At 47.3% G+C, this 21803-nt stretch carries 19 protein-coding genes and 2 pseudogenes; 19 read left to right on the forward strand and 2 right to left on the reverse strand.

Annotated features, from left to right (window positions below; translation table 11 throughout):
* Positions 1–224 precede the first annotated feature (224 nt).
* The 15 genes and pseudogenes from NST07_RS01045 to NST07_RS01115 all read left to right on the forward strand — a co-directional run.
* Positions 225–554 (forward strand): hypothetical protein, encoded by a 330-nt coding sequence (locus tag NST07_RS01045; RefSeq protein WP_342437931.1) that lies wholly within the window; start codon positions 225–227, stop codon positions 552–554.
* 24 nt (positions 555–578) lie between these two features.
* Positions 579–1760, forward strand: a complete 1182-nt coding sequence (locus tag NST07_RS01050) for a hypothetical protein (RefSeq protein ID WP_342480924.1) — start codon at positions 579–581, stop codon at positions 1758–1760.
* Positions 1761–1769: 9 nt separating this feature from the next.
* Positions 1770–2543 (forward strand): hypothetical protein, encoded by a 774-nt coding sequence (locus tag NST07_RS01055; protein ID WP_341377020.1) that lies wholly within the window; start codon positions 1770–1772, stop codon positions 2541–2543.
* A complete protein-coding gene (locus NST07_RS01060) occupies positions 2540–2989 on the forward strand; it encodes a DUF5085 family protein (RefSeq protein ID WP_341089173.1) in 450 nt (149 codons plus the stop codon). The genes NST07_RS01055 and NST07_RS01060 overlap by 4 nt, the downstream gene beginning before the upstream one ends.
* Position 2990: 1 nt before the next feature.
* Entirely contained in the window at positions 2991–3455 is a 465-nt protein-coding gene (locus NST07_RS01065) for a DUF5085 family protein (protein WP_341089174.1), read from the forward strand.
* Between the two features lie 58 nt (positions 3456–3513).
* Positions 3514–5316 (forward strand): PT domain-containing protein, encoded by a 1803-nt coding sequence (locus NST07_RS01070; RefSeq protein WP_342480925.1) that lies wholly within the window; start codon positions 3514–3516, stop codon positions 5314–5316.
* A gap of 38 nt (positions 5317–5354) precedes the next feature.
* Positions 5355–6101, forward strand: coding sequence for a hypothetical protein (locus NST07_RS01075; RefSeq protein WP_341089176.1), 747 nt, complete (start codon positions 5355–5357; stop codon positions 6099–6101).
* A gap of 61 nt (positions 6102–6162) precedes the next feature.
* The gene (gene essC / locus NST07_RS01080) at positions 6163–10788 is read left to right on the forward strand and encodes a type VII secretion protein EssC (RefSeq protein WP_341089178.1); all 4626 of its coding nucleotides are present in this window, start codon (positions 6163–6165) and stop codon (positions 10786–10788) included.
* Positions 10781–11032, forward strand: a complete 252-nt coding sequence (locus NST07_RS01085) for a methyltransferase (protein ID WP_342480926.1) — start codon at positions 10781–10783, stop codon at positions 11030–11032. Before essC ends, NST07_RS01085 begins: the two co-directional genes overlap by 8 nt.
* A 36-nt stretch (positions 11033–11068) precedes the next feature.
* Positions 11069–11368 (forward strand): WXG100 family type VII secretion target, encoded by a 300-nt coding sequence (locus NST07_RS01090; RefSeq protein ID WP_038584741.1) that lies wholly within the window; start codon positions 11069–11071, stop codon positions 11366–11368.
* Positions 11369–11385: 17 nt separating this feature from the next.
* On the forward strand, positions 11386–11688 hold the full coding sequence (locus NST07_RS01095; RefSeq protein ID WP_341089181.1) for a pore-forming ESAT-6 family protein: 303 nt from the start codon (positions 11386–11388) through the stop codon (positions 11686–11688).
* 74 nt (positions 11689–11762) lie between these two features.
* Positions 11763–12500 (forward strand): annotated as a pseudogene (locus tag NST07_RS01100) (serine/threonine-protein kinase); the annotation flags it as partial.
* 117 nt (positions 12501–12617) lie between these two features.
* Entirely contained in the window at positions 12618–13406 is a 789-nt protein-coding gene (locus tag NST07_RS01105; RefSeq protein WP_341097510.1) for a vWA domain-containing protein, read from the forward strand.
* 16 nt (positions 13407–13422) lie between these two features.
* The gene (locus tag NST07_RS01110; RefSeq protein ID WP_341089182.1) at positions 13423–14226 is read left to right on the forward strand and encodes a hypothetical protein; all 804 of its coding nucleotides are present in this window, start codon (positions 13423–13425) and stop codon (positions 14224–14226) included.
* A 205-nt stretch (positions 14227–14431) separates the two neighbouring features.
* Positions 14432–14761 (forward strand): annotated as a pseudogene (locus NST07_RS01115) (glucuronyl hydrolase); the annotation flags it as partial.
* Between the two features lie 162 nt (positions 14762–14923).
* Here NST07_RS01115 and NST07_RS01120 read toward each other — a convergent pair.
* Together NST07_RS01120 and NST07_RS01125 are read right to left on the reverse strand one after the other, a co-directional pair.
* Positions 14924–15811 carry a TIGR03915 family putative DNA repair protein gene (locus NST07_RS01120; protein ID WP_341377024.1) on the reverse strand — a complete coding sequence of 296 codons (888 nt, stop codon included), beginning with the start codon at positions 15809–15811 and terminating at the stop codon, positions 14924–14926.
* A complete protein-coding gene (locus NST07_RS01125; protein WP_341097512.1) occupies positions 15811–17121 on the reverse strand; it encodes a putative DNA modification/repair radical SAM protein in 1311 nt (436 codons plus the stop codon). The genes NST07_RS01120 and NST07_RS01125 overlap by 1 nt, the downstream gene beginning before the upstream one ends.
* Positions 17122–17350: 229 nt before the next feature.
* Between NST07_RS01125 and NST07_RS01130 the strand changes: the two genes are divergently transcribed.
* The 4 genes from NST07_RS01130 (at position 17351) to NST07_RS01145 (ending at position 21573) form a co-directional block, all read left to right on the forward strand.
* The gene (locus NST07_RS01130; protein WP_341089184.1) at positions 17351–17800 is read left to right on the forward strand and encodes a LytTR family DNA-binding domain-containing protein; all 450 of its coding nucleotides are present in this window, start codon (positions 17351–17353) and stop codon (positions 17798–17800) included.
* On the forward strand, positions 17793–18203 hold the full coding sequence (locus NST07_RS01135; RefSeq protein WP_341089185.1) for a hypothetical protein: 411 nt from the start codon (positions 17793–17795) through the stop codon (positions 18201–18203). The genes NST07_RS01130 and NST07_RS01135 overlap by 8 nt, the downstream gene beginning before the upstream one ends.
* 187 nt (positions 18204–18390) lie before the next feature.
* Positions 18391–18582: a hypothetical protein gene (locus tag NST07_RS01140; protein ID WP_341089187.1), complete on the forward strand. Its 192-nt coding sequence runs from the start codon at positions 18391–18393 to the stop codon at positions 18580–18582.
* Positions 18583–18786: 204 nt separating this feature from the next.
* A complete protein-coding gene (locus NST07_RS01145; protein WP_342480927.1) occupies positions 18787–21573 on the forward strand; it encodes a glycoside hydrolase family 3 C-terminal domain-containing protein in 2787 nt (928 codons plus the stop codon).
* Positions 21574–21803: the final 230 nt, after the last annotated feature.

The raw sequence follows: 21803 nt of genomic DNA on the forward strand, positions 1-21803 counted from the left end.
AAACTAGTTATGATGTGCCGAAGGACTTTTTTTTCGTAATACGCAAAATTTAGTTTAATATGTCGTTTTTGATGGTAATGTATGTTTATTGTGTGGTTATTTAATGAATCAACTAAGTTTTTATGTATTCTGTATATGCATTAGGTCCACGGAAGCTTGTACATAGATCACATTTAGTGTTTATTTGGGTTGGGAGTTAATCTAACCTGCGAAAGGATGATTTTATGAAAATTGATGTCCAAAGGGAGAGCGGAATTGCCCGGGAGATCGGCCAGCATGAAGTTTCTCTGGGCGCAATCAAAGAAAATCTCGAGTTGTACAAGGAAAGTTTGAGAAAAAGCTGGGATGCAGATGAAACTATACATATGACACATGCTATGGAACTGATTCAAACGAGTATTGGAAGGGTCGCATCAAGTCTTAGAGCGATTGAGTCGGATATTATATCTACGGCAAATGCGATAAGACAAGAAGAAGATGCGAAGGAGGCAGCAGAAATCGCAGCTAGAGAGGCAGCAATGAAGCAGCTCAAGAATAGTCCGCATACTAAATAAAGTCTGTGCCGGGAGGACACTGTATTGAATACCATTTTCCTAGATGAGAATCTTATTCAACTTGCATCAACCCATCTTTCTAAGTACACCTCTGACTTATCTGACGCAGTGAGCAGACTTTCCCGGTTGCTTGGTCAAATTGACAACAGAGTTCTGTCGCGGAGTGATGTAGGCAGCCGGTTAGGGAACCTGTGTAAAGAGCTGGGGGATTTACAGGAAAAGCTGGGGAATTTCAAGAGGTTTGTGGAGAATGAAAGTGGAAAATATTTTGATATTGAAGATTATTTGGTTAAAGTGGGATTGTCATTCAGCTCAAATCCCATAGACCAGTATGAATCTCAATTGGCTGGCGATCCTTTCTTTCTGCTGGCCTTCCGCAATGCCGTGAATGATGTATTCTCTGGCATTACGAACTCGGATACATTACTCCGGTATAAAGATTTGCAGTTTAAAACCGTTAAAAAAGACGGGAAGATTCTCATTCAGCTCGTCAATGCGGAAATGGTTACGGGCAGACACTATATGGAGTATAGAGACGGGTTGGTCCGGCTCTTGGGCGGAGAAAGTGGAACCTTCAAGAAGCGATACGTGAACCGGTTAATTAACGGGGATGGAATACCTCTGTATGTTGACGGCCATGGAGTTATCCAAGACAACATGGACCGTTTTAATAGACTGGCTCCTGTTGAACAATTCATCAATGGAAGAAGCAACAGATTACAAAATATGAAGGATGTATTCAAATCTTCTTATAAAGACGGGATGACGCTCTGGGATGATTTTAACTGGAAAAACACGACGGTCTTGTCTAAGGGCGGAAAGTTTCTAGGTGCGGCCGGGACGGTTCTGGCGGTAGGAGATAACTTTGTGGAGACCTTCAGAGACGGCGGGAAGTGGGATTTTAACTTGAAGAACACGGGTACTTTTGCTGTGAACACCACGGTGGATGTTACCGCCGGTGCGGGTGCAGCAGCAACTGGTGCCGTTATCGGCTCGTTTGTGGTACCACCCTTGGGAACTGTAGTGGGGCTCGCCACAGGTGTAGCTATAAACTTTGCCCTCAATGCCAAGTTCGGAGGTCCGCCGCCGAAAAGTGTAGTCGATCATACGAAAGATGTGGTTAACGATGCCGTTGATGCTACTTGCGACGCTATCAGTGGTGCTGTATCAAACATCGGAAAGGGCTTGAACAAATTGATCTGGTAGGAGGCTCACATGTTAAAGCAATATAACGAGGAGTACTTCGCTAAAATAAAGGAAGCCGCCCGTGAACGCTTGCGTCCTGATAGCGTATCTGTATTTATTATAGCTACCTTAGTGTTCAGTGCTGTAATGATCGCGGTTTCGCTTAATGCGGTTCTCTATGGTGACAACACCGATTCTACATGGATGATTTATTTAATTGTAGACATAGTCCTCTGGGCATTCCATTTGCTGGCTGCACTTTTATTTTATAATGTGAAATGGGCCTACAAATATCAAAAAATCCAGTCCTACATACTATGTTTGATTACCCTGAAATTTTCGCTTGAGATCTATTTGGTTTATTTTCTTATGTGTGAAGACAGGGGAGCGGAGCCGTTCATGACATCACTCGGTCTGCTGATGTTGTTAGGCGGAATTCTTTTTCTGTTCCTCTCGACCTGGCGGGCAGTACATCGGGTAAAAAAGGGTCATTTACGAAGAGGCGAAAAAGGATTATATAATTTTGGAGGGTCCAAGTCGTACATAAGTTTCCCTGTTATTTATCTCGGAGCCGTTATTGCCGGATTTGTGCCTAGGATGTTCGCGGATAGCAGCAGTTATACATCCTTTGAGCCTGTAATTGCCTTGGTGCTTAGTGTACTTATTCAGTATCTCACCGCAATGTTCTTGCCTGAATTCATCCTGCTGGCATACTGCAAAGGGCGGTTCCAATCTTTTCATATCCAACCACCCAACCAGCGTAAATCGAAGCAGCAGAAGCCACGGGGGGGACACAAGGCATGAAAATAAAGCGGACTCCGATTATATTCCATAACGTCATCAGTTGTACCAAAACCTGCAAAATAGAGGAATGGCATCAGCTCGCCAAAGAGCTTCGTAACTCCATTGTAAGCAGCGGCTTATATGGTACAGGTCCGATCATTTATCAAGTTTCTGGTCTGAATTTGGACGTAGGGGAGGCTGACTATTCCTTCTACATTCCTGTTAATGCACCTGTAGAGATGGAGAAAAATGAGGATTATCACTTTACGGAAACTTTGAAATTTACAGACGGGCTGCTCCTCAGACACGCTGATCTCGACGAGGATATCGAAGAGTCCTACGCTGTTCTGCGGTCATGCGCCGAATCCTATCAGCTAACGCTTGAGGAACCCTTTTACAATATCTATCTGGACGTCTACGGAGATGGAATTATTGATATCTTTGCTCCGGTCATTAAGGAGGGATAGTGTGGTAAATCCAAAGGATTCGATAAAATACACCAGTGTTGTCTCTAGAAAATATCATTTCTACTATAAGGATCTGGAGCAGCATCTATCTGATTTTATGAGTGATGTATTCCAGCTGAAGGCTACGATTAAAGGTCCCTTGTTCTATTCTATAAACAATATTCCACTGGATGAAATGCTGCATGCTGAATTTTTTATTCCTATCCACGAGGATTATCTGGACGTGACAGAAGATATGCATTTCCACAGTTATTTCTGCATCGACCGGATGATTTCTACTTGTGATCTTGCCGATTATGAAGCAAGTACGGAGACCGCTTATGGAGAGCTGCTTCACTATATGGAGAGCAATTATTTGCGCCAGACGACTCCCATTTTTCATATCGTTTCCGGGGACCGGACATTACCCTATTTGTTTATCAAAATCGGAGTCAGTGCTCAAAGTGCTGAGGAAATTTGGCTGTGAACGGCGGTACAGGACGGTTATCAGCGAATTGAACCGCATGTAGAAAGGATGCAAGGATATGGCATTCAATCCAGAAACCAATGAAGAATTAGTGATTGACGGGAAGGTTTATGTTGTTCAGGGGCATCCGCTCATGAGTGAGATCCCCTACGGCCAAGAGGGCAGGCAAGGTACGGTGTATAAACTCACCAGCATTCAAGACGGCATTTCCAAAGCGCTGAAAGTATTCAAACCCGTCTTCCGGCAGCCTTCTAATGTATATTTGTCAGAACAGCTTGCGGCCTTTTCAAAAATTGATGGACTTCAGGTCTGTGAACGGGATGTATTGATTCCTCAGCGGGACGTGCAACTGTTGGGAAGTCACCCGGAGCTGCTGTATGCTGTTCTTATGCCATGGATCAATGGTCCGACCTGGATGGATATCATACTGGAAAAGAAAGATATTCCTCAAGAAACGGCGCTTCATACCGCCAGGTCCTTGGCTGAAGTGTTATCTTTCATGGAGCAGCGCGGGTTGGCGCATGGGGATTTATCAGGCTCTAACGTTATGATTCCCGGGCTCCTGCATGAGATTATGCCCTTAGTCAAATCATGCATTCAGCTGATCGACATAGAGCACATGTATGCGGTCCACCTCGACAGGCCTGAATATATGACGATGGGATCACCCGGATACTCTTCCGGGAGAAGTGATTATCAGCATCTTTGGAACAAGTATGCAGATCGTTATTCCGGCAGCATCCTGCTCGCAGAGATGCTGGCATGGTTCCATCCGGAGATTCGGGAAGCGGCATGGGGTGAAAGTTATTTTGACCCCGGGTTGATGGAAAATGATCAGGATAGAGTAGCCTTAATTAATAGAGTGTTGACTGAAAGTTACGGCGGCGAGGTTGCGGGTCTTTTCCGTAAAGCATGGGAAAGTGACGCGCTATATCAATGTCCAGCATTCGGAGAATGGTATATTGCCTTATCATCGGTCAGCCTTGGCTACACGGACTCCTCCGAAGAGGTCCGGGCGGAAGGAACAATGACTTCAACGGCCCTCCCATCCGTTCTTCGTCCGACTCCAATGGAAGAGTTGTCAGAATGGGATGAAGCGCCGCTGGGTAGAGCAAGAATGCTGGAAAGTTCAGGGGATTTACAGGGGGCCTTGGCGGCTTACACAGCATTGCTTGCCGGTCCCGTTGCTGATTCCTCTGTCCGCCATGAAATCGAAGTTTCCATACAGGTGATTCAGTCTCTGCTGGCTGAACAGCATTCGAAAGAAACTGCGCCGGAACAGGAGAAACCGCGCCCGCTGGCAGGCAAGAAATGGCGGCTTGGAATGCTGATTGCCTTGGCGGCAGCTATTGTGCTCGGCGGCAGTCTGACTGTAAGGGGAATGATGGGCGAATCGGAGCCTTCTAATGAGGCTGCTGACGTTGCCGCTCAAGCAACGGTGCAGCCAACGGCAACAGCCCAGCCAACGGTTGCCGCCAGCCCGTCGGCGGCTGCCCTGGCGCCTGTAATCACGGAAAAGCCGACAGCCCAGCCGACGGTTAAACCAACGCCGAAGCCGACAGCCCAGCCGACGGTTAAACCAACACCGAAGCCGACAGCCCAGCCGACGGTTAAACCAACGCCAAAGCCGACAGCTAAACCAACAGCCAAACCAACGTCGAAACCGACAACTAAACCGGCGGCAACCGCCAAGTCAGCAGCGAAGAAGCAAAAAATCAAAGCGCTGGAGGATAGCATTCTTTATGCCTATAACGTTGAAGATGATACGGAAAAGGTTATCCGTCTAGCTAAACAACTAAAAGCACTGGATAGCAATAACAAGCTGGCACGAAGCATGCTAAAAGAGCTTACAGGAGAGTAGTTATACAAAAGTACATATAACATTTAGGAGGAATAGATATGAAGAAGTTTATCTCAGGCTTTATCTGCGGGGGATTATTATTCGGAGGTGTTACCGTATTTGCGGCAGATTTAAAGGGAGCCCTATTCAACATTAATAGTGTTGAGGTGGATGGCACGAAGATTACGGTGAATAGTAAAAATAAACCTTTTACATTCCAAGGCTACGCTTATTTTCCCAGCTATATGCTGCCTGAGCTGGGTTATGAACCTTCGCGTTCCCGTGACGGGAAGACTGTAATCTTAAATTCAACAGGCAAGAAGGTTTACGCAACCACCGGCACAATTGAGGCAGGCAACGATTACCTGATCGGAGCCCCTGAAGTAGTTAATACGAACGCAGAGAGCAGCATTATGTACGACGGCAGCACTGTGATTAAAGAGCAAAACGGGACCACCCATTTGAATTATATCTATACGATGCTTGGAGACTATACTCCGGATAGCAAGGCACAAGCGAAGATTACCTATCAACTGGATGAAAAGTACAGACAGTTTAATGCGAAAGCGGCTCTAATTCAGCATAAGCTAGGAAGCGTCAGCACGCAGCCGGTCACGGTAGATGTTTATCTTACAGATAAAGGCGGACAAACGACCTTATACGGAACGTATACATACGCGTCCACTCAAGAACCCCAAAATTTGATTGTGCCGCTTCGTTATGTGGATAAGATTACATTTGCAATAAGCAGTATCGGCGCTTCTAAAGTGGAATTTGCCATGTTTGATCCAGTATTTATTAAATAGTATTCCTGCAGGAAGTTAGTGCCGGCTATTTGGTGGATTTGAATAGGGAGTGAAGATACGCATGCAGCTATCACTGCTTAAAGACACGGTCATCTATACTTGTGTTCTTCCCGAGAAACAGAAGGGACAATACTGGATCACTCAGAGAAATGAACAGAATTATGAGGAGAACGTTATCGGTATTGAAGGCATTGAGGGGAAATGGATTCTGAAGTCCAATAAACAGGCCGTTATTCTGGACAGCAACAAATCCACCATTAAGGAAATTGCCATAGAGCCCATGAACATGTACTCCATTCATCTTATCCGAACGAATGAGTATGTAGTGCTCTTCTCTGAGCCTGTCTCCCGTGACAGGAATACCTTTAAGAAGCTGAAGTTTCATGCAAACAGCAGAATAACGATTGGACGGGCAGAGAATTGTAATCTGCATTATGCCAATAAGTATACCTCATCCATTCATGCTGAACTGTTGATCAACGGCTCTACCCTGACGATTCAAGACCAGAGCAGCGCAAACGGAACGTTTGTGAATGGGAAACGGGTCACCAGCAAAGTGCTGAAACTAGGAGATGTCGTCTATATTATCGGTCTCAAAATTATTATTGGGCCCGATTTTATTGCCGTGAACAATCCGGACGGTCAGCTAAAAATCAAAGGAGCTGCGTTTCAGCCGTATATCAAGCAGACAGCAGCTGTGGTTGAGGAGGAGGAATTGGAGGAGATCGCTGTTTCCCCTGAATTCTTCTACCGTTCTCCCCGGTTCAAGCGGGATATTCAGCAGGCGGAATTTGTAATTGATCCTCCACCCTCACTCGGCAATATGGAGCAATTGCCAATTATGCTGATGCTGGGTCCGTCCATCACTATGGGGATGGCTTCACTTTTTACAGGGTTGTTTGCCCTCCAGAATGCACTCAGTTCCGGGGGGAATGTCAGAAATGCAATGCCTACTCTAGTAATGTCTATGAGCATGCTGCTAGGTACAATATTATGGCCTGTCTTGGCCAGAAGACATGAGAGCAAGCGGAGAAGCCGGCGCAATCAGGAGAGAAATGTGAAATACAAGGCATATTTGGGAGAGCTCCGGCAAAAAATTGCAGTTGAGTGTGCCTATCAAAGCGATATTCTACATGAGAACCTAGTGACTGTAGAAGATTGCGTTGGCCGCATAGAACAAAAGAAACGTGATTTATGGGAGCGAACCCGCAGGCATAATGACTTTTTATCGCTTAGACTGGGACTGGGAACCGTTAACCTGCAGGCAGAAATTAAGCATCCCGAAATAAGATTCAGCTTGGATGAAGATGAATTGCGGAACGAATTAGAAGAGTTCATTAAAGAACCGAAGCTCCTCAAAAATGTGCCGTTGCCGCTGTTATTGACAGAGGATTGGATAGCGGGAATTATCGGCACGAGGGAAGCCGCCGTTAGGCTTACGAAACAGCTGATCCTGCAGCTTACCGCACTTCACAGCTATGATGAACTAAAGCTCGTCTTTCTTTATGATACAAAAGAACAAGATACTTGGGGATTTGTGAAATGGCTGCCGCATGTATGGAATGAAGAGGGCAGTTTGCGGTTTGTGGCAACGGAGCTAAATGAAGTGAAAGAGCTGTCCAGTTATCTGGAAAAAGAGCTATCTGCCCGGGAAATGCTCTCATCTGATGAAGAAATACGGGAGTTGTCGCCATATTACGTGATTATAGCTGCGGACAAGCAGCTGGCGGGCAAAGCTGAAATAATCAACGGATTATTAAAGCAGAAAAAGAACCTCGGCTTCAGCATTTTGCATCTTTATGATCAGCTCATGCATCTTCCCAAAGAGTGCTCCCTGGTGATTGAGTGCGACGGTGAAGATTCGAATATTTTTGACAAAGATAATATTTCCGGGAAAGCTGTATCTTTCCGCCCTGATCCCTATGAGATCCGTAACGAGCTTGCGCTTGCTGTCCGGCTGGCTAACATCAAGCTTGACACATCAGGATCTAAATATAATCTGCCGGATATGTTAACCTTCCTCGATATGTTTGGCGTCGGAAAGATAGAGCATCTTAACGCCTTAACCCGCTGGAAGGATAACGATCCGGTATTGTCACTGGAAACTCCCATTGGTGTGGATACCTCGGGAGCCTTATTTCAACTGGATCTGCATGAAAAATTCCATGGTCCACATGGGTTGATTGCCGGAATGACAGGTTCGGGTAAAAGCGAATTCATCATGACCTTTATATTATCACTGGCAGTGAATTATCATCCTCATGAAGTAGCCTTTATCCTTATCGATTATAAGGGTGGCGGGATGGCAAGCGCATTCTCTAGCCTTCCTCATCTGGCAGGAACGATTACCAATTTGGACGGCGCTGCGGTAAAACGTTCGCTGATTTCAATCCAAAGCGAGCTGAAACGACGGCAGGCCATATTTCAGGATATTCATAGCCGGCTTGGTCTCAGCAACATTGATATCTATAAATACCAAAGGCTTTACCGGGAAGGGCAGGTATCCGAACCGCTTCAGCATTTGTTTATCATTTCAGACGAATTTGCCGAACTTAAAACCCAGCAGCCGGAGTTTATGGAACAGCTGGTAAGTGCTGCGCGAATCGGACGAAGTCTGGGCATCCATTTGATTCTAGCTACTCAGAAGCCTGCGGGTGTCGTAGACGACCAAATTTGGAGCAATAGTAAATTCCGTATTTCATTGAAGGTCCAGGAGAGGGCCGACAGTATGGATGTAATCAAAAGACCGGATGCCGCCGAATTGTCCGTTACTGGAAGATTTTATGTGCAGGTAGGCTTTAACGAGCTGTTTGAACTAGGGCAATCTGCATGGGCCGGCGCACCGTATGCTCCATCGGACCGGATGGAACGTACACCGGATCACAACCTCACGATAATTGATACGCTGGGCCGTATTGTAAAGCAAACAACTGTTAATAAACGAAAAATCAGACAGGCTAATCCAGAGAAGCAGATTAGCAGGATTAATGAGTATCTATCCCACATTGCTGCCGAAGAAGGCATCAAGATCCGGCCGCTGTGGTTGGAGCCGATTCCTGCTGTTATTTATCTGCATGAATTGAAGAAGAAGTACCCTAACTCCCTTTCTTTTTATGGTGAGATTAATCCTGTAATCGGCGAGGTCGATGATCCGGTGAACCAGAGACAACTGCCCATGACCTTCCCGCTCTCCCGGGACGGTAATGCGCTCGTTTATGGTACGGCCGGTAGTGGAAAAACAGTCTTTCTGACGACACTTATCTTCTCCTTGATAGAGCAGCATACTCCCGAAGAAATCAATATATATATTCTGGACTTTGGTTCGGAAACGCTGGGAGCCTTCTCAGAAGCACCGCATGTGGGTGATGTAGTCTTCTCTCACGACAGTGAAAGGGTTAATAAACTTTTCCAGATGCTTCAGCAAAAAATAGAACATAGAAAGAAGATGTTCTCACCGTATGGGGGCGACTTCGGTTCTTATAATCGTGTATCTGCGGAACAAGAGCCTTCTATATTAGTCGTCATTCATAACTATTCCGTATTTACCGAGCTTTTTGAGGGCAAGGAAGAGGTGATCTCGCTGCTCAGCAGAGAAGGTCTGAAGTATGGTATTTATTTTATGCTGACTGCACTTAATACGGGAGCTGTACGGTACAAAACCTTGCAGAATTTCAAGCAGCTCTACGTGCTCCAGCTGAATGATCCATCCGATTATTCCGGTGTGCTCGGCAATGTGGGAGGCGTGTACCCTTCCAAATTGAAGGGCAGAGGCATCTTCAAGAAAGACAACGTCTATGAATTTCAGCTGGCCCATATTCAGGCAAACGGCAACAATCTGCTGAATGAATTGCGAAGCAGCTGCAGCAGCTATGCGAAACAATGGACGGGAACAACTGCTGAACAGATACCGATCTTGCCGGACAAGGTGGATCTGGCCTTCCTTAAGAAAGATATTCATCGCTGGAAGGACGGATTGATTCCTGTGGGGGTGGAGAAAGACAGCCTAAAGGTATCCTACATGGACCTCAGCCAAAGCTATATTCAGTTGGTAGCTTCCCGAGATCATGATATGACTACTTTCATGCAGGGTTTGGTCGAGGTGCTCTCTGAGCAAGGCGCTTCCGATTCGGAGCTGCTGGTGCTTGATGCCAATAGACAGCTTACGGAACACTTTCAGGGTAAATGCCGCTATATCAATGACCATAACGATGCCGCCGAGGGGGCGGTTATTGAACTGTTCAATATGCTGGTGCTGCGGAATAACGCCTTTAAGGATGCAGTTGCTGCAGGCCAGCCGGTTCCTGTATTCAATAAACTGACGGTAATTGTGCTGTCGGTATCGGCCTTGCTGTCCAGGCTATCCGTAGATGCCAAGGATAAGTGGAAAGTTCTGCTTGAGAAAGGGAGCGCCGCCTATCAGGTACATTTTATATTGGCTGAACGGGCTGCTAATATCGCGACGTTCTCCTATGAAGCTTGGTTTAAAGAGCATGTGGCTGGAGGTGAGGGGATATGGATTGGAGACGGTTTTACCGATCAGTACCACATGAAGCCGGCCCGATTCAGCCAAGAGATGTACCGCGAGATTGGCGACGGCTTCGGGTACGTGGTGCATCGCGGGAAGGCTGTTCTGGTGAAACTGCTGGCTGCCAGTGCGCTCGTGGAGGAGGAGGTCCCCGTTGGATAAGATCATTATTGAGCTCTATATTCCGGCAATCAGCCAGACACACGATGTAATCATTCCTTTAGATCTTCGTCTGCATGAGATCGAAGGCCTGCTGGCAGCTGCAATCATGGAGCTGTCGGGAGGGGTCTATATCAGATCAGAGGATACCGTCATCTGCGATAAACAGACCGCTACAGTGCTTGATATTAACCTATCGGCAAGGGAGCTGGGGTTAAGTAACGGCTCCATGCTGATGTTAATATAAATTTTATGTTTTTTTAATCAGAAAGGAGTAGAAATAATGTCGAAAATTACAGTGGATCCTGCACGGCTGGAATCAGCAGCACAGAAGATGGATGGCCAAGCGTCTGAGTACGCCACGCAATACAAGAAGTTATTCACAGAGGTAAATGCAATGGGTGCCGCTTGGAAAGGGGCCGACAATACGGCATATGTTACCCAGATTCAAGGCTTTGAGGAGGATTTTAAGAATATGTACGATCTGCTGCTTAAATACTCCGAATTTCTAAAACTGAGCGCCAAGATGTACCGGGATACCCAAAGTGAAATTATCAATTCAGCTAAAAAATTAACTAATTAAAAAAGGGGGCTGCATATATGTCAACGGAAGGAATTCAAATTTCTCTGCCTGAGGTAGCGAATACTGCCGGAACGATCCGATCCATTAATGAAAATCTCAGCGCCAGACTGGACGAAATTAAAATGGAGATGAACGCACTTGCCTCCACCTGGCAAAGTGATGCGAGCAATACCATTCGTGAGAAATTTAGAGGAATGGAACCCCGCTTTGAGGAATATAAGAACGTCATTATCTCCTATGCTACTTTCTTGGATACAACAGTAAAAGGATATGAAGATACGGAAAACGCGATAAAAAACAATGCGAGCCAATTCAAATAACAGCTTCTGAAGCAAGGGTAATGGACAATGTCCGTTGCCCTTATTAGCACTGAACCAGGGATAGGAGAAGGAATATGTTGACTAACGGAGAGATTCTTGGAGGAAGATATCTGGTAGAAGAGCTTATTGCCAGAGGTGGCATGGGTGCTGTATACCGGGTACGGGATACCAGATTGAATCGTAAGATTTGGGCGGTTAAGGAAATCATTATCGATTCTGAAACCGATGGCAGCAGCTTTCTGGAAGAAATACGGATTCTCAGCAATCTGTCCCACCCGTACATCCTGAAGATAGCGGATTATTTTGAGCCGGATGCTGAAGGAAGAAGTTATCTGGTGATGGAATATGTGAACGGGCACACGATTGAAGAGATATATGGGGATAACAAGACGCCGATAACGGTGCAGCGCGCGCTTAAATATGCCGTGCAGCTGTGCGAGATTCTGAATTACTTACATGAACAGCCTAAACCGGTGATTTTTCGTGACCTAAAGCCTTCAAATATTATGGTGGATGAATACGACAATTTGAAGCTGATCGACTTCGGAATCGCAAGGACTTTCAAGAAGGGACAGTTAAAGGATACGGTTGCATTAGGTACACTGGTGTTTGCAGCACCGGAGCAATTGGAAAATGGGCAGACGGATTTCCGGACCGACTTGTATTCAATGGGTGCCACTCTTTACTTCATGCTCACAGGTGGAAAATATTATTCTTCCGTTCACTCTACCTTTGCGCTCATTTCTCCTGAGGTTCCATTAGAATATGTGAATCTGCTCAAAAAATTACTTGAAACGCAACCGGATCAAAGGGTTCAAAGTACGCGCGAAGTGAAAAAACAATTAGAAAACATCTCTAAATTAATGATCGGTAAAACACCGGTCGTTGAACCGACGGTTATGATCAATAATCAGGATGGGGCTTCACCAATGACTGGAGATTTAACCGGGGGATTAGTCCCCAGGGAAAAATATACAGTACAGGCTACGCAAAGCACTCCGGCATTGATTATTTACCTCATTGATGTTAGTGCTTCAATGGGGTTGGAAATGAATAATGTCAGAAGAATAGATTTGGTGAAAAAAGCATTGGTTTCTACCATAAAGCAAATGGTCTACCGCTCCACTAAGGGTAGCCGGATTGCAGCACGTTATCGGATCGCTATTCTTCCTTACAGTGACGAGGTAGACGATTTGCTGGGAGGCATCAAGGCGATCGATCAAATTGCCAGGACGGCGACGCTGCCAGAGCTTACACCGATGCGATTTACGGATACAGCACTTGCGTTTCAAAGAGCTGAGGAATTGCTTCTGGAACAGTTGCCCCTTATGCAGAAGTGTCCGGCTCCATTGATTTGCCACATGACTGACGGTGTGCATACCGGGGAGGATCCCGAACCGGTGGCCAAACGGATCATGGAGATGAGTGTGCCTGATGGGAATGTGCTTATTGAGAACATTTTTATTAATGATCATTTTCTTGAAGAGCCTGTTAACGACCCGCGGAACTGGAAGGGGATTCTGCCCGGAATGAATCTGAAGGATGACTATGCGCTGAAACTCAGAAACATGTCTTCTGCACTTCCGGAAAGCTACCGTAAGATGATGACTGAATTCTCTTATACTCTGCAGAGCGGAGCTCTGATGATGCTGCCTGGCAGCAGTCACGAAATGGTGTCTTTAGGCTTCCAGATATCTGCGTCTACTCCGATACGATAGGACAGTGATGCTAGAGATGAGATTATTTCAGATTGACCAACGATTGGAATATCCTCTGTCGTCACTGCAAGCAGGACTGTTTTCCATACGCTGCACCTATGCCCGTTCCAGAGAGTCACGGCAGGGAGATGATATGGGGCAGGACTATATAACCTATAGAGTAACGGATGACAGCATCCTGTTCTGTGTATGTGATGGGGTCAGCCAGTCCTTTTACGGAAATTTAGCAGCAAAATACCTAGGGGATTCTCTGCTGCAATTCATGTCTGAATCCGATTGTTTTAATTCTGCGGACAGCGAAGTTGTAAAGTACAAGTTATCTTCAGGCTTGCAGCAAATGACCGCCCCGGCTACAAATATGATCAACCATTATGAACTCCCTTCGCATATTGGCGGCCTCTTCCGTGAAGTACTGGAGGAGAAACGCTTGAAGGGCAGCGAGACAACATTTGTATGCGGGAAGATTAGCTACACGGCTGACAGTAACAAGGGTCAGATCACCGTAGCCTGGCTGGGAGATACAGCTATCCGTCTCTTCGATCATGGAACTGAGATTCCAGGCTTAGTAAGCGGATTTTCCCAATGGAACCGTTGGTCGACTTGTCATGGTGTTATGGGAGAAGGACCTTCTATTCTGTCTATGGATCTTGCAAAAGGTTCCGGTAGACCGAATTGTATACAAGTATTCACGGACGGACTAATGGGGTACAGGAATTGGAAAAGGTATCCGGAAAACGCGGAACTTCGACAGATGATCGAAACGTCGTATAACCATGTTGCCAGTGATGATGTTTCTTTTTTGGAAATTCGCTGGAATTAATTGTTGGTTAGTTCTAACCATTTGAGTAGGGCTGCCAAATAAGTTGAGAAAATAAACTATACATAAGTAAAACGGACATTTGTGGTGATCGTCCTTTATTTAAGTATAATACAAAATATGGTAAGCGGGATTCTGATAATATACTTTTAATCTGGATGTGGTCCATAGAATGAAGCCCTAAGAGCAAGATGGCCAGCAATAAAGCTTTGATGCTCCGCAGGGGCCGGATACGAAACGGGACAGCTCCGCCTCTGCCATCGCCGCCTGCGGCCTGCTGGAGATAGCCGGACAGATGGATGCGGGCGATCCGGAGCGCCAGTTTTTCCTGGACGCTGCGGAAGCATCAGTGAAGTCACTGGCAGAGCATTATTCCACTCGGGGTGCCGAGGAAGCGGAAGGTCTGCTGAAGCATGGTTCGTACTCCGTCAGAGGTGGCGAGTCCCCGGATGACTACACCATCTGGGGCGATTATTACTATCTTGAAGCATTGATGCGGCTGGAGCGGGGCATTCCGGGATACTGGTACGAGCGGTAGGCCGGAAGCAAGCTTGCTCTTTCAAGCTGGAGAAGCATAAGCAAGAGCACCTGGATGGGTGCTCTTTGTGTTTTTAGAGCAGAAGCCTCCACTGAAAAAACTACCTGCTGGCGAAACGCCTTTCTATGCGTGTGATCAGAAAATGTGTACTGTAAATTGTCCTTATCGTTCTCGCTGAAACGAATCTCGTCCTTGTAAGGGCGACGCAGTTGTTTCTACTTGGTGCAATTCACGCCGCTCCTTGCTCTTCAGTCGTGCAGTTTGCGCCTGTTTAGCTGTGAGCGCCGGTACCGCCGCAGTGCCCCCGTCCATTTCCGGAAGTTGCTTCCAGTAGCGTTTGGGCATCAGGGAGGAACGCAGCCGGTCGTTGCGGCGCTCCTGAATACCGATGGCAGTATAGAACTTCTTCCATAGGCGGCGATAGGCCTCCTCAGCCGCATCCGGCTCCGGGGGTATCCATTCCTGCAGTGGAATAATGGCCTCTTGCCCGGGCTGATGGATCAGTGCCATGCTATGGGTCTTGTCATAGATCATGAAGCTTTCGCCCTGAAACCGGTCGCAGAAATGCTCCTGAATGACAGGGAGCACGTAGTTGCGGGGTTCAATCACCGCTGCCATGACCGGACCGTAAACGGAAAACCGCACAAAGCCGAGAAAGAGATGCCCTTCCCGCCGCAGATGCTGTACCGCCTTCTGCAAGGCGTTCACGGTATCATCGGCAAGCATGTCCATAACTTTGCGGCCATGCGTGAAGCCGAGATACAGAAAGTTCAGCAGCAGCAGTTCCTTGTCTGGCGTACATGTCCAGAATCCTAAACGGACAAGCTCTTCGGCCTCAGGACAGATGCGCAGAGGTATGGAGCGCAGCACCCGGCCTGCTTTGGCGTTGTCGGTCTCAATCCATTTGGATTCCAGCAGCATGCCTTGCCCTTCACCCTCCGAATGTATGGTGAGCGGAGTTTCTTTCCATTGGTAGCTCTCGAACACGCAGCATAGCAGGCCCTCAAAGCTGCCGTCATAGGTATAGGCCAGAGCGGCCGTCTTGAACATCAGGAGGATTCTCCTTTCCTCAGTTCTGCCGCTCCCGCTGCAGGCAAGGCTGCCAAATACGTGTCATCGAACAGGGAAAGCTGCTCGTACTGCGGCTGTAGAAACGGGGACAGCTCTTGGCCGGACATGAGTGAACGAAGCAGGGTATGCTCGCCGACTTTTAACCCCTCCAGCATTTTTCCCTTACAGGTAATGAAAAATTGAGCGCGCTTCAGCACGACACCGAGCTTCTTCAGCGCGTAAAAATCCAATGTCCCCGCCCGCCGGGCTTTTACAATCCGCTGAGCACTCCTTACGCCGATGCCCGGTACACGCAACAGCGTTTCGTACGGCACGCGGTTGATTTCGACCGGGAACTGCTCGCGGTGATTGATGGCCCAGCTGCATTTGGGATCAAGCAGCGGATTGAAATTGGGCGCTGCTTCATCCAGCAGCTCCTTGGCCTGAAAGCCATAGAAGCGCAGCAGCCAGTCAGCCTGATAGAGCCGGTGTTCCCGCAGGAGCGGCGGTTTGGTGTCCAGGGAAGGCAGCAGCGAATGCTCTACCACGGGGGTGTAGGCAGAGTAAAAGATACGCTTTAGCCCATACTTCCGGTACAACCCTTCCGTGAGGTTAAGAATCTGGTAATCGGTGTCCGGTGTTGCGCCAACGATCATTTGTGTACTCTGCCCGGCCGGTGCGAAGCGGGGAGCATGGTTGTATTTGACAATGTCTGAAGAATTCTCATTTATCTTCTCTTTAATAAGGGCCATCGGTTTCAGAATGGACTGTTTGCTCTTATCTGGTGCAAGCCGGCCAAGACTCTCCTTAGAGGGCAGTTCGATGTTAACGCTCATGCGGTCGGCGAGCAGGCCGAGTCTGGACAGCAATATATCATCTGCACCGGGAATCGCCTTCACATGGATATAGCCCCCGAAGTGATGGACATTCCGCAGCAGCTCCAGAGCGGCAATCAGCTGCTCGGTTGTATAATCGGGGTTACGCATAATGCCGGAGCTGAGAAACAGGCCTTCTATGTAATTGCGGCGGTAGAACTGCATGGTGAGGTCTGCGATTTCCTCCGGTGTAAATGCAGCCCGGCGTGTCTGGTTCGATTTGCGGTTGATACAATAGGCGCAATCATAAACACAGCTGTTCGTCATGAGCACCTTCAACAGTGAAATGCAGCGGCCGTCTGCCGCAAAGCTGTGGCAGATGCCCATACTGACGGCATTGCCCATACCTCCGGCCTGACTTTTGCGGTCCGATCCGCTTGAGGTACAGGCCACATCATATTTGGCCGAAGCGGTTAAAATTTCGAGTTTATCCATGATATCCACGTTCATATCCCCCTCACTTGGGAAAAGTATAACCCGAACAAGTGTTCTTGTCAAAATCAAACAAATACATAAAAATACACATATAAGGGTGTCCTTTCGTGTCAGCGCATATGCGTCGCAGCGCCGTGCAACAAAGACGCAGGATTTTGCAAGAAAACGCAATACTATAGTTTTAGCAAGGTTTTGCTTATAAGATTAGTTGTGAAAGGAGGATGCAGCATTGAACGTTATATTTGAAGCCGATTCAGCATTAGACCGGGGTGTCGCCAAAGTAAGTACCCATCCTGCGGAAAAGGAACATTGGGGGAATATTAAAGAGGCTATTCATACTGCAGAGAAAAAGCTTGTAGTGATTAACGCGAAAAATGACCGCCATGTTCAAATCGGGTGGAGTACGGTTGCTGTAATTGAAGCGGAAGACCGCATGTGCAGCGTACGTGTAATTACCGGAGAAAGGTATTTGCTCAATAAACGGTTGAAATATGTCGATGAAAGTCTGGATTCAGCCCTTTTTATGAAAATCAATAATCAAACCATTATCAATACGGGCTATATTAAAGAGTTTTCATCCACTGGCAACGCAAGGATTCAAGTGGTGCTCACGGATCATTCCAGTTACTTTGTCAGCCGCTATTACATTAAACAATTCAGGGGGAGATATCATGATTAGCCAGTTCAAGCATTCTTTTTTTCAAGTATTTACGGTGACATCCTTATGGGTAACGTTACTGTTAACGGTGTTTTATAGGGACCAACCGATCAGTATGGTATACCTGTGGCATGTTGCGGGGATTGCTGCAATATCGGCCGTATTATTTGGAATAATGTACGATGCCCTATGGAATCATTTCACCTTAAAGCCGTTCTGGAATATTCTGATTTCCTCCATTATTACGATAGCGGGCGGAATGCTGATTGTCTGGTTATTTTCACAAGATATGTTTCACGTTATTCTGCCCTGGTGGCCCGGAATGCTGTTATTGTCGGTTGTAATGCACACCATAGCTTTTTATTTCTACGCTAGAATAGACAGCCGAAAAAGAGTGGAAGAGCTGAACAAGATACTGAAATAGGCTGCAGCGGAGCGGGGGCTAAAAGTGTTATTCCCAAGGAATCAGTTACTCCTGGCTCTGCAACCCTAGCCAAAATGTATGCGCATTCCTACTTATGCTATAATAGCATCTAATAGTAGATTAGATTGATGGTTTAGGCTGAGTGGGTTTGCCGATTTGTGAAAATTAGGTCAGGGGTGTTGCAGGGATGAGAGGATATAACATTTGGCGTCCGTTGATGCTGATATTGGTTGCGCTGCTTACGAGAAGTGTGGTTACGAACCTGTGCCTTCTGTTTGGCATGGACAATGATTCGGCGACCAGCGTCGGCATGATCGGCGCGATTATAGCTGCGTTTGTGATGTATAACCGGATGACGAAACAACGGCGTAAAAAATAAAAATCAGGCCGCCGGGGACCTTGTCCCTTGGTGCTTTTCCTAAACACCCGCTCCTGGAGCGGGTGTTTAGGAATGTCTGGTGGATGAACAAGCCGAATATTCACAATATTAAATGATGAAACTTTGCTTTTATAGAAGCTGAGCTTGTATATTAATATTAAGTTGTTGAAATTAGTATAGAGATGACAATAGGGAGAGAATACATTGAGCACACAAAGTTTTGGAGTTCCATTAGAAGGGTTTGCTGAATTCAGCAGAGTCGCCGCCGCAGAAGGTGCAGTGCTGTTAAAGAATGAAGGGCAAGTTCTTCCGCTTCAGGCAAGCGACAACGTTGCCATTTTTGGCAGAACCCAGGTGAATTATTATCGCAGCGGAACCGGTTCGGGCGGCAGTGTCCATGTTTCACATACAACCAACCTGCTGGATGGTCTCCGGAATAAACAGAACATTTCCATTAACCAGCCATTGGCAGCTGTATATGAAACGTGGATTGAGAGCAACCCGTTTGATAATGGCGGCGGGGGCTGGGCTGCAGAGCCGTGGCACCAGAAGGAGATGCCTTTAACCGATGAACTGGTGTCAGAGGCAAGAGCTAAATCCAATAAAGCTATCGTAGTGATCGGACGTACGGCCGGGGAAGACCAGGATAATGCCAACGAGCCGGGAAGCTACCAGTTAAATGATGAAGAAAAAGCGATGTTGAAGCAGGTGACGGCCTATTTTGAGCAAACCGTCGTGGTGCTGAATGTCTCCAATATTATCGATATGAGCTGGTTGAACGATGAAGGTTATGCGCACCCCATCCCTTGTGTGATTTATGCTTGGCAGGGCGGTATGGAGGGCGGCAATGCGATTGCCGATGTGCTGGCCGGAGAAGTGACACCCAGCGGTAAATTAACCGATACGATTGCTTATTCCATCGAGGATTATCCCTCGACCCGTAATTACGGCAATGAACTCAAGAACTTCTATCAGGAAGATATTTATGTGGGCTATCGTTATTTTGAGACGTTTTGCCCGGAGCGGGTTCAATTTGAATTTGGATATGGTCTATCGTATACCCGGTTTGAAGTGAAGCCGGAAGAAGCCAAAGTGATCACCAAGGATGGAGAAGCCTACATTGCTATTGAAGTGAACGTATCGAATACGGGAACTGCCTTTGCGGGAAAAGAGGTCGTTCAGGTCTATTATGAAGCGCCCCAAGGCAAGCTGGGCCAGCCGGCCAAAGCTTTGGCTGCCTTCGTGAAGACACAACTTCTCCAGCCGGGTGAATCGCAGCGTCTGACTGTACGCTTCCCTGTTCATTCGATGGCCTCTTACGATGACGCCGGGGTGACTGGTCATGCTTCTGCTTACGTGCTGGAAGCCGGGACATACCGCCTTTACGTAGGAACCAGTGTTAAAGCGCTGGCCGAAGTTGGCGTGGCAGGACAGAGCGGTTACAGCGTGGAAGCTCTTCAGGTTGTGGAGCAGCTGCAAGAGGCGCTGGCGCCGACAGAGAGCTTTACAAGAATGCACCCGGGAGCCCGCAAGGCAGACGGCTCTTATGAACTTGCCTATGCAGAGGTGCCAAAACAAAAGGTTTCTATGGCAGAACGCATTCAGAGCAATCTCCCTGAAACCTTGGCGCAAACCGGTAATCAAGGATATAAACTAAGAGATGTCCATGAAGGAAAGGTTAGCATGAAGGCGTTCATCGCCCAGCTTAGCGACCAGGATCTGGCGGCGATTGTCAGAGGCGAAGGCATGAGCAGTCCGCTCGTTACACCGGGTACGGCTTCGGCTTTCGGTGGGGTAAGTGATCAGCTGTTCAGTTATGGAATTCCGGTTGGCTGTACCGCAGACGGCCCGTCAGGCATTCGCATGGACAGCGGGCAGAAGGCGACACAGGTTGCCATTGGAACCTTGCTGGCAGCAACCTGGAATGCTGAATTGGTTGAAGAGCTGTACGTCATGGAAGGCCGGGAGCTGTTAAGCAACAGTGTAGATGCCTTGCTGGGACCGGGTCTGAATATTCGCCGCAGTCCATTGAACGGGCGCAATTTTGAGTATTTTTCGGAAGATCCGCTGATTTCAGGGGTTTTTGCTGCAGCCTGCACCCGCGGGATTATGAAAGGCGGATCGAACGCTACACTGAAGCATTTCGCCTGCAACAATCAGGAGAAGTACCGCAGTAAGGTGGATGCGATTGTGTCCGAACGGGCGCTCCGCGAGATTTATCTGAAAGGTTTTGAAATCGCGGTAAAACAGGGCGGAGCCAATTCGGTTATGACCTCCTATAATCCGGTGAACGGGCATTGGGCGGCATCTAACTATGATTTGAATACAACGGTTCTTCGCGGAGAATGGGGCTTCAAGGGCATCGTGATGACCGACTGGTGGGCGATCATGAACGATGTCGTGGATGGGGGTCCTGCTGACCGGAGGAACACAAACTGGATGGTCCGTGCACAGAATGACCTGTATATGGTCGTCAGCAACTATGGTGCGGAAACCAATGTCTGGGGAGACAACACGATTGAATCCCTGGACAATGGCACCCTGACCCGTGGAGAGCTGCAGCGCAGCGCTATCAATATTTGTGAGTTTCTGATGCAGGCACCCGTGTTCTCCAGAGAACAAGTGATTGCAGAAACGGTTGATGTCTTCAAGGCGAATCCGGCTCTTCCCGCTGGGCAAGCACAAACTGTAGCTGACAATGCAGTGGTTCAAACGGCTGCAACCGGTTCGACCTTCATAAAAGTTGACCAAGCGGGTGTATACCGGATCTTTGCAAGCGTCATGTCTCCGGATACAGAACTTGCCCAGAGTGCAAGCAATATGACTCTAAACGATCAAGTGGTGACGACTATTCAAACCAATGGAACGGACGGCAGATGGATCACGCTAAAGCTCGTGAAGATTGAGCTGGAAGCAGGCCTCTATGAAATGAAGTTTGATTTCGTCAAACCAGGCATGCAGATTAACGCGATCGAATTCAAACAAGTGTAAATGCTGCAAAGAAACTAACCATATGAAGTACAGGAGAGTGCCCCTAGGGGTGCTCTCTTTTTGTTGATTCCTGAATAATATAATGGCACTTTGATAATGAGGGATTTATCCGTCTAATTCTAGTCTGAAATCTTTAAAATCATTATTATTCTTCAGCCCAGCGGATTGTTTATGGATGTCCTGTTATGCATACATTGGGGAATGACAGCAAATAGTATACTCAGGAGAGG

Source organism: Paenibacillus sp. FSL L8-0340 (genome assembly GCF_038593145.1).
GTDB lineage: Bacteria > Bacillota > Bacilli > Paenibacillales > Paenibacillaceae > Paenibacillus_AQ.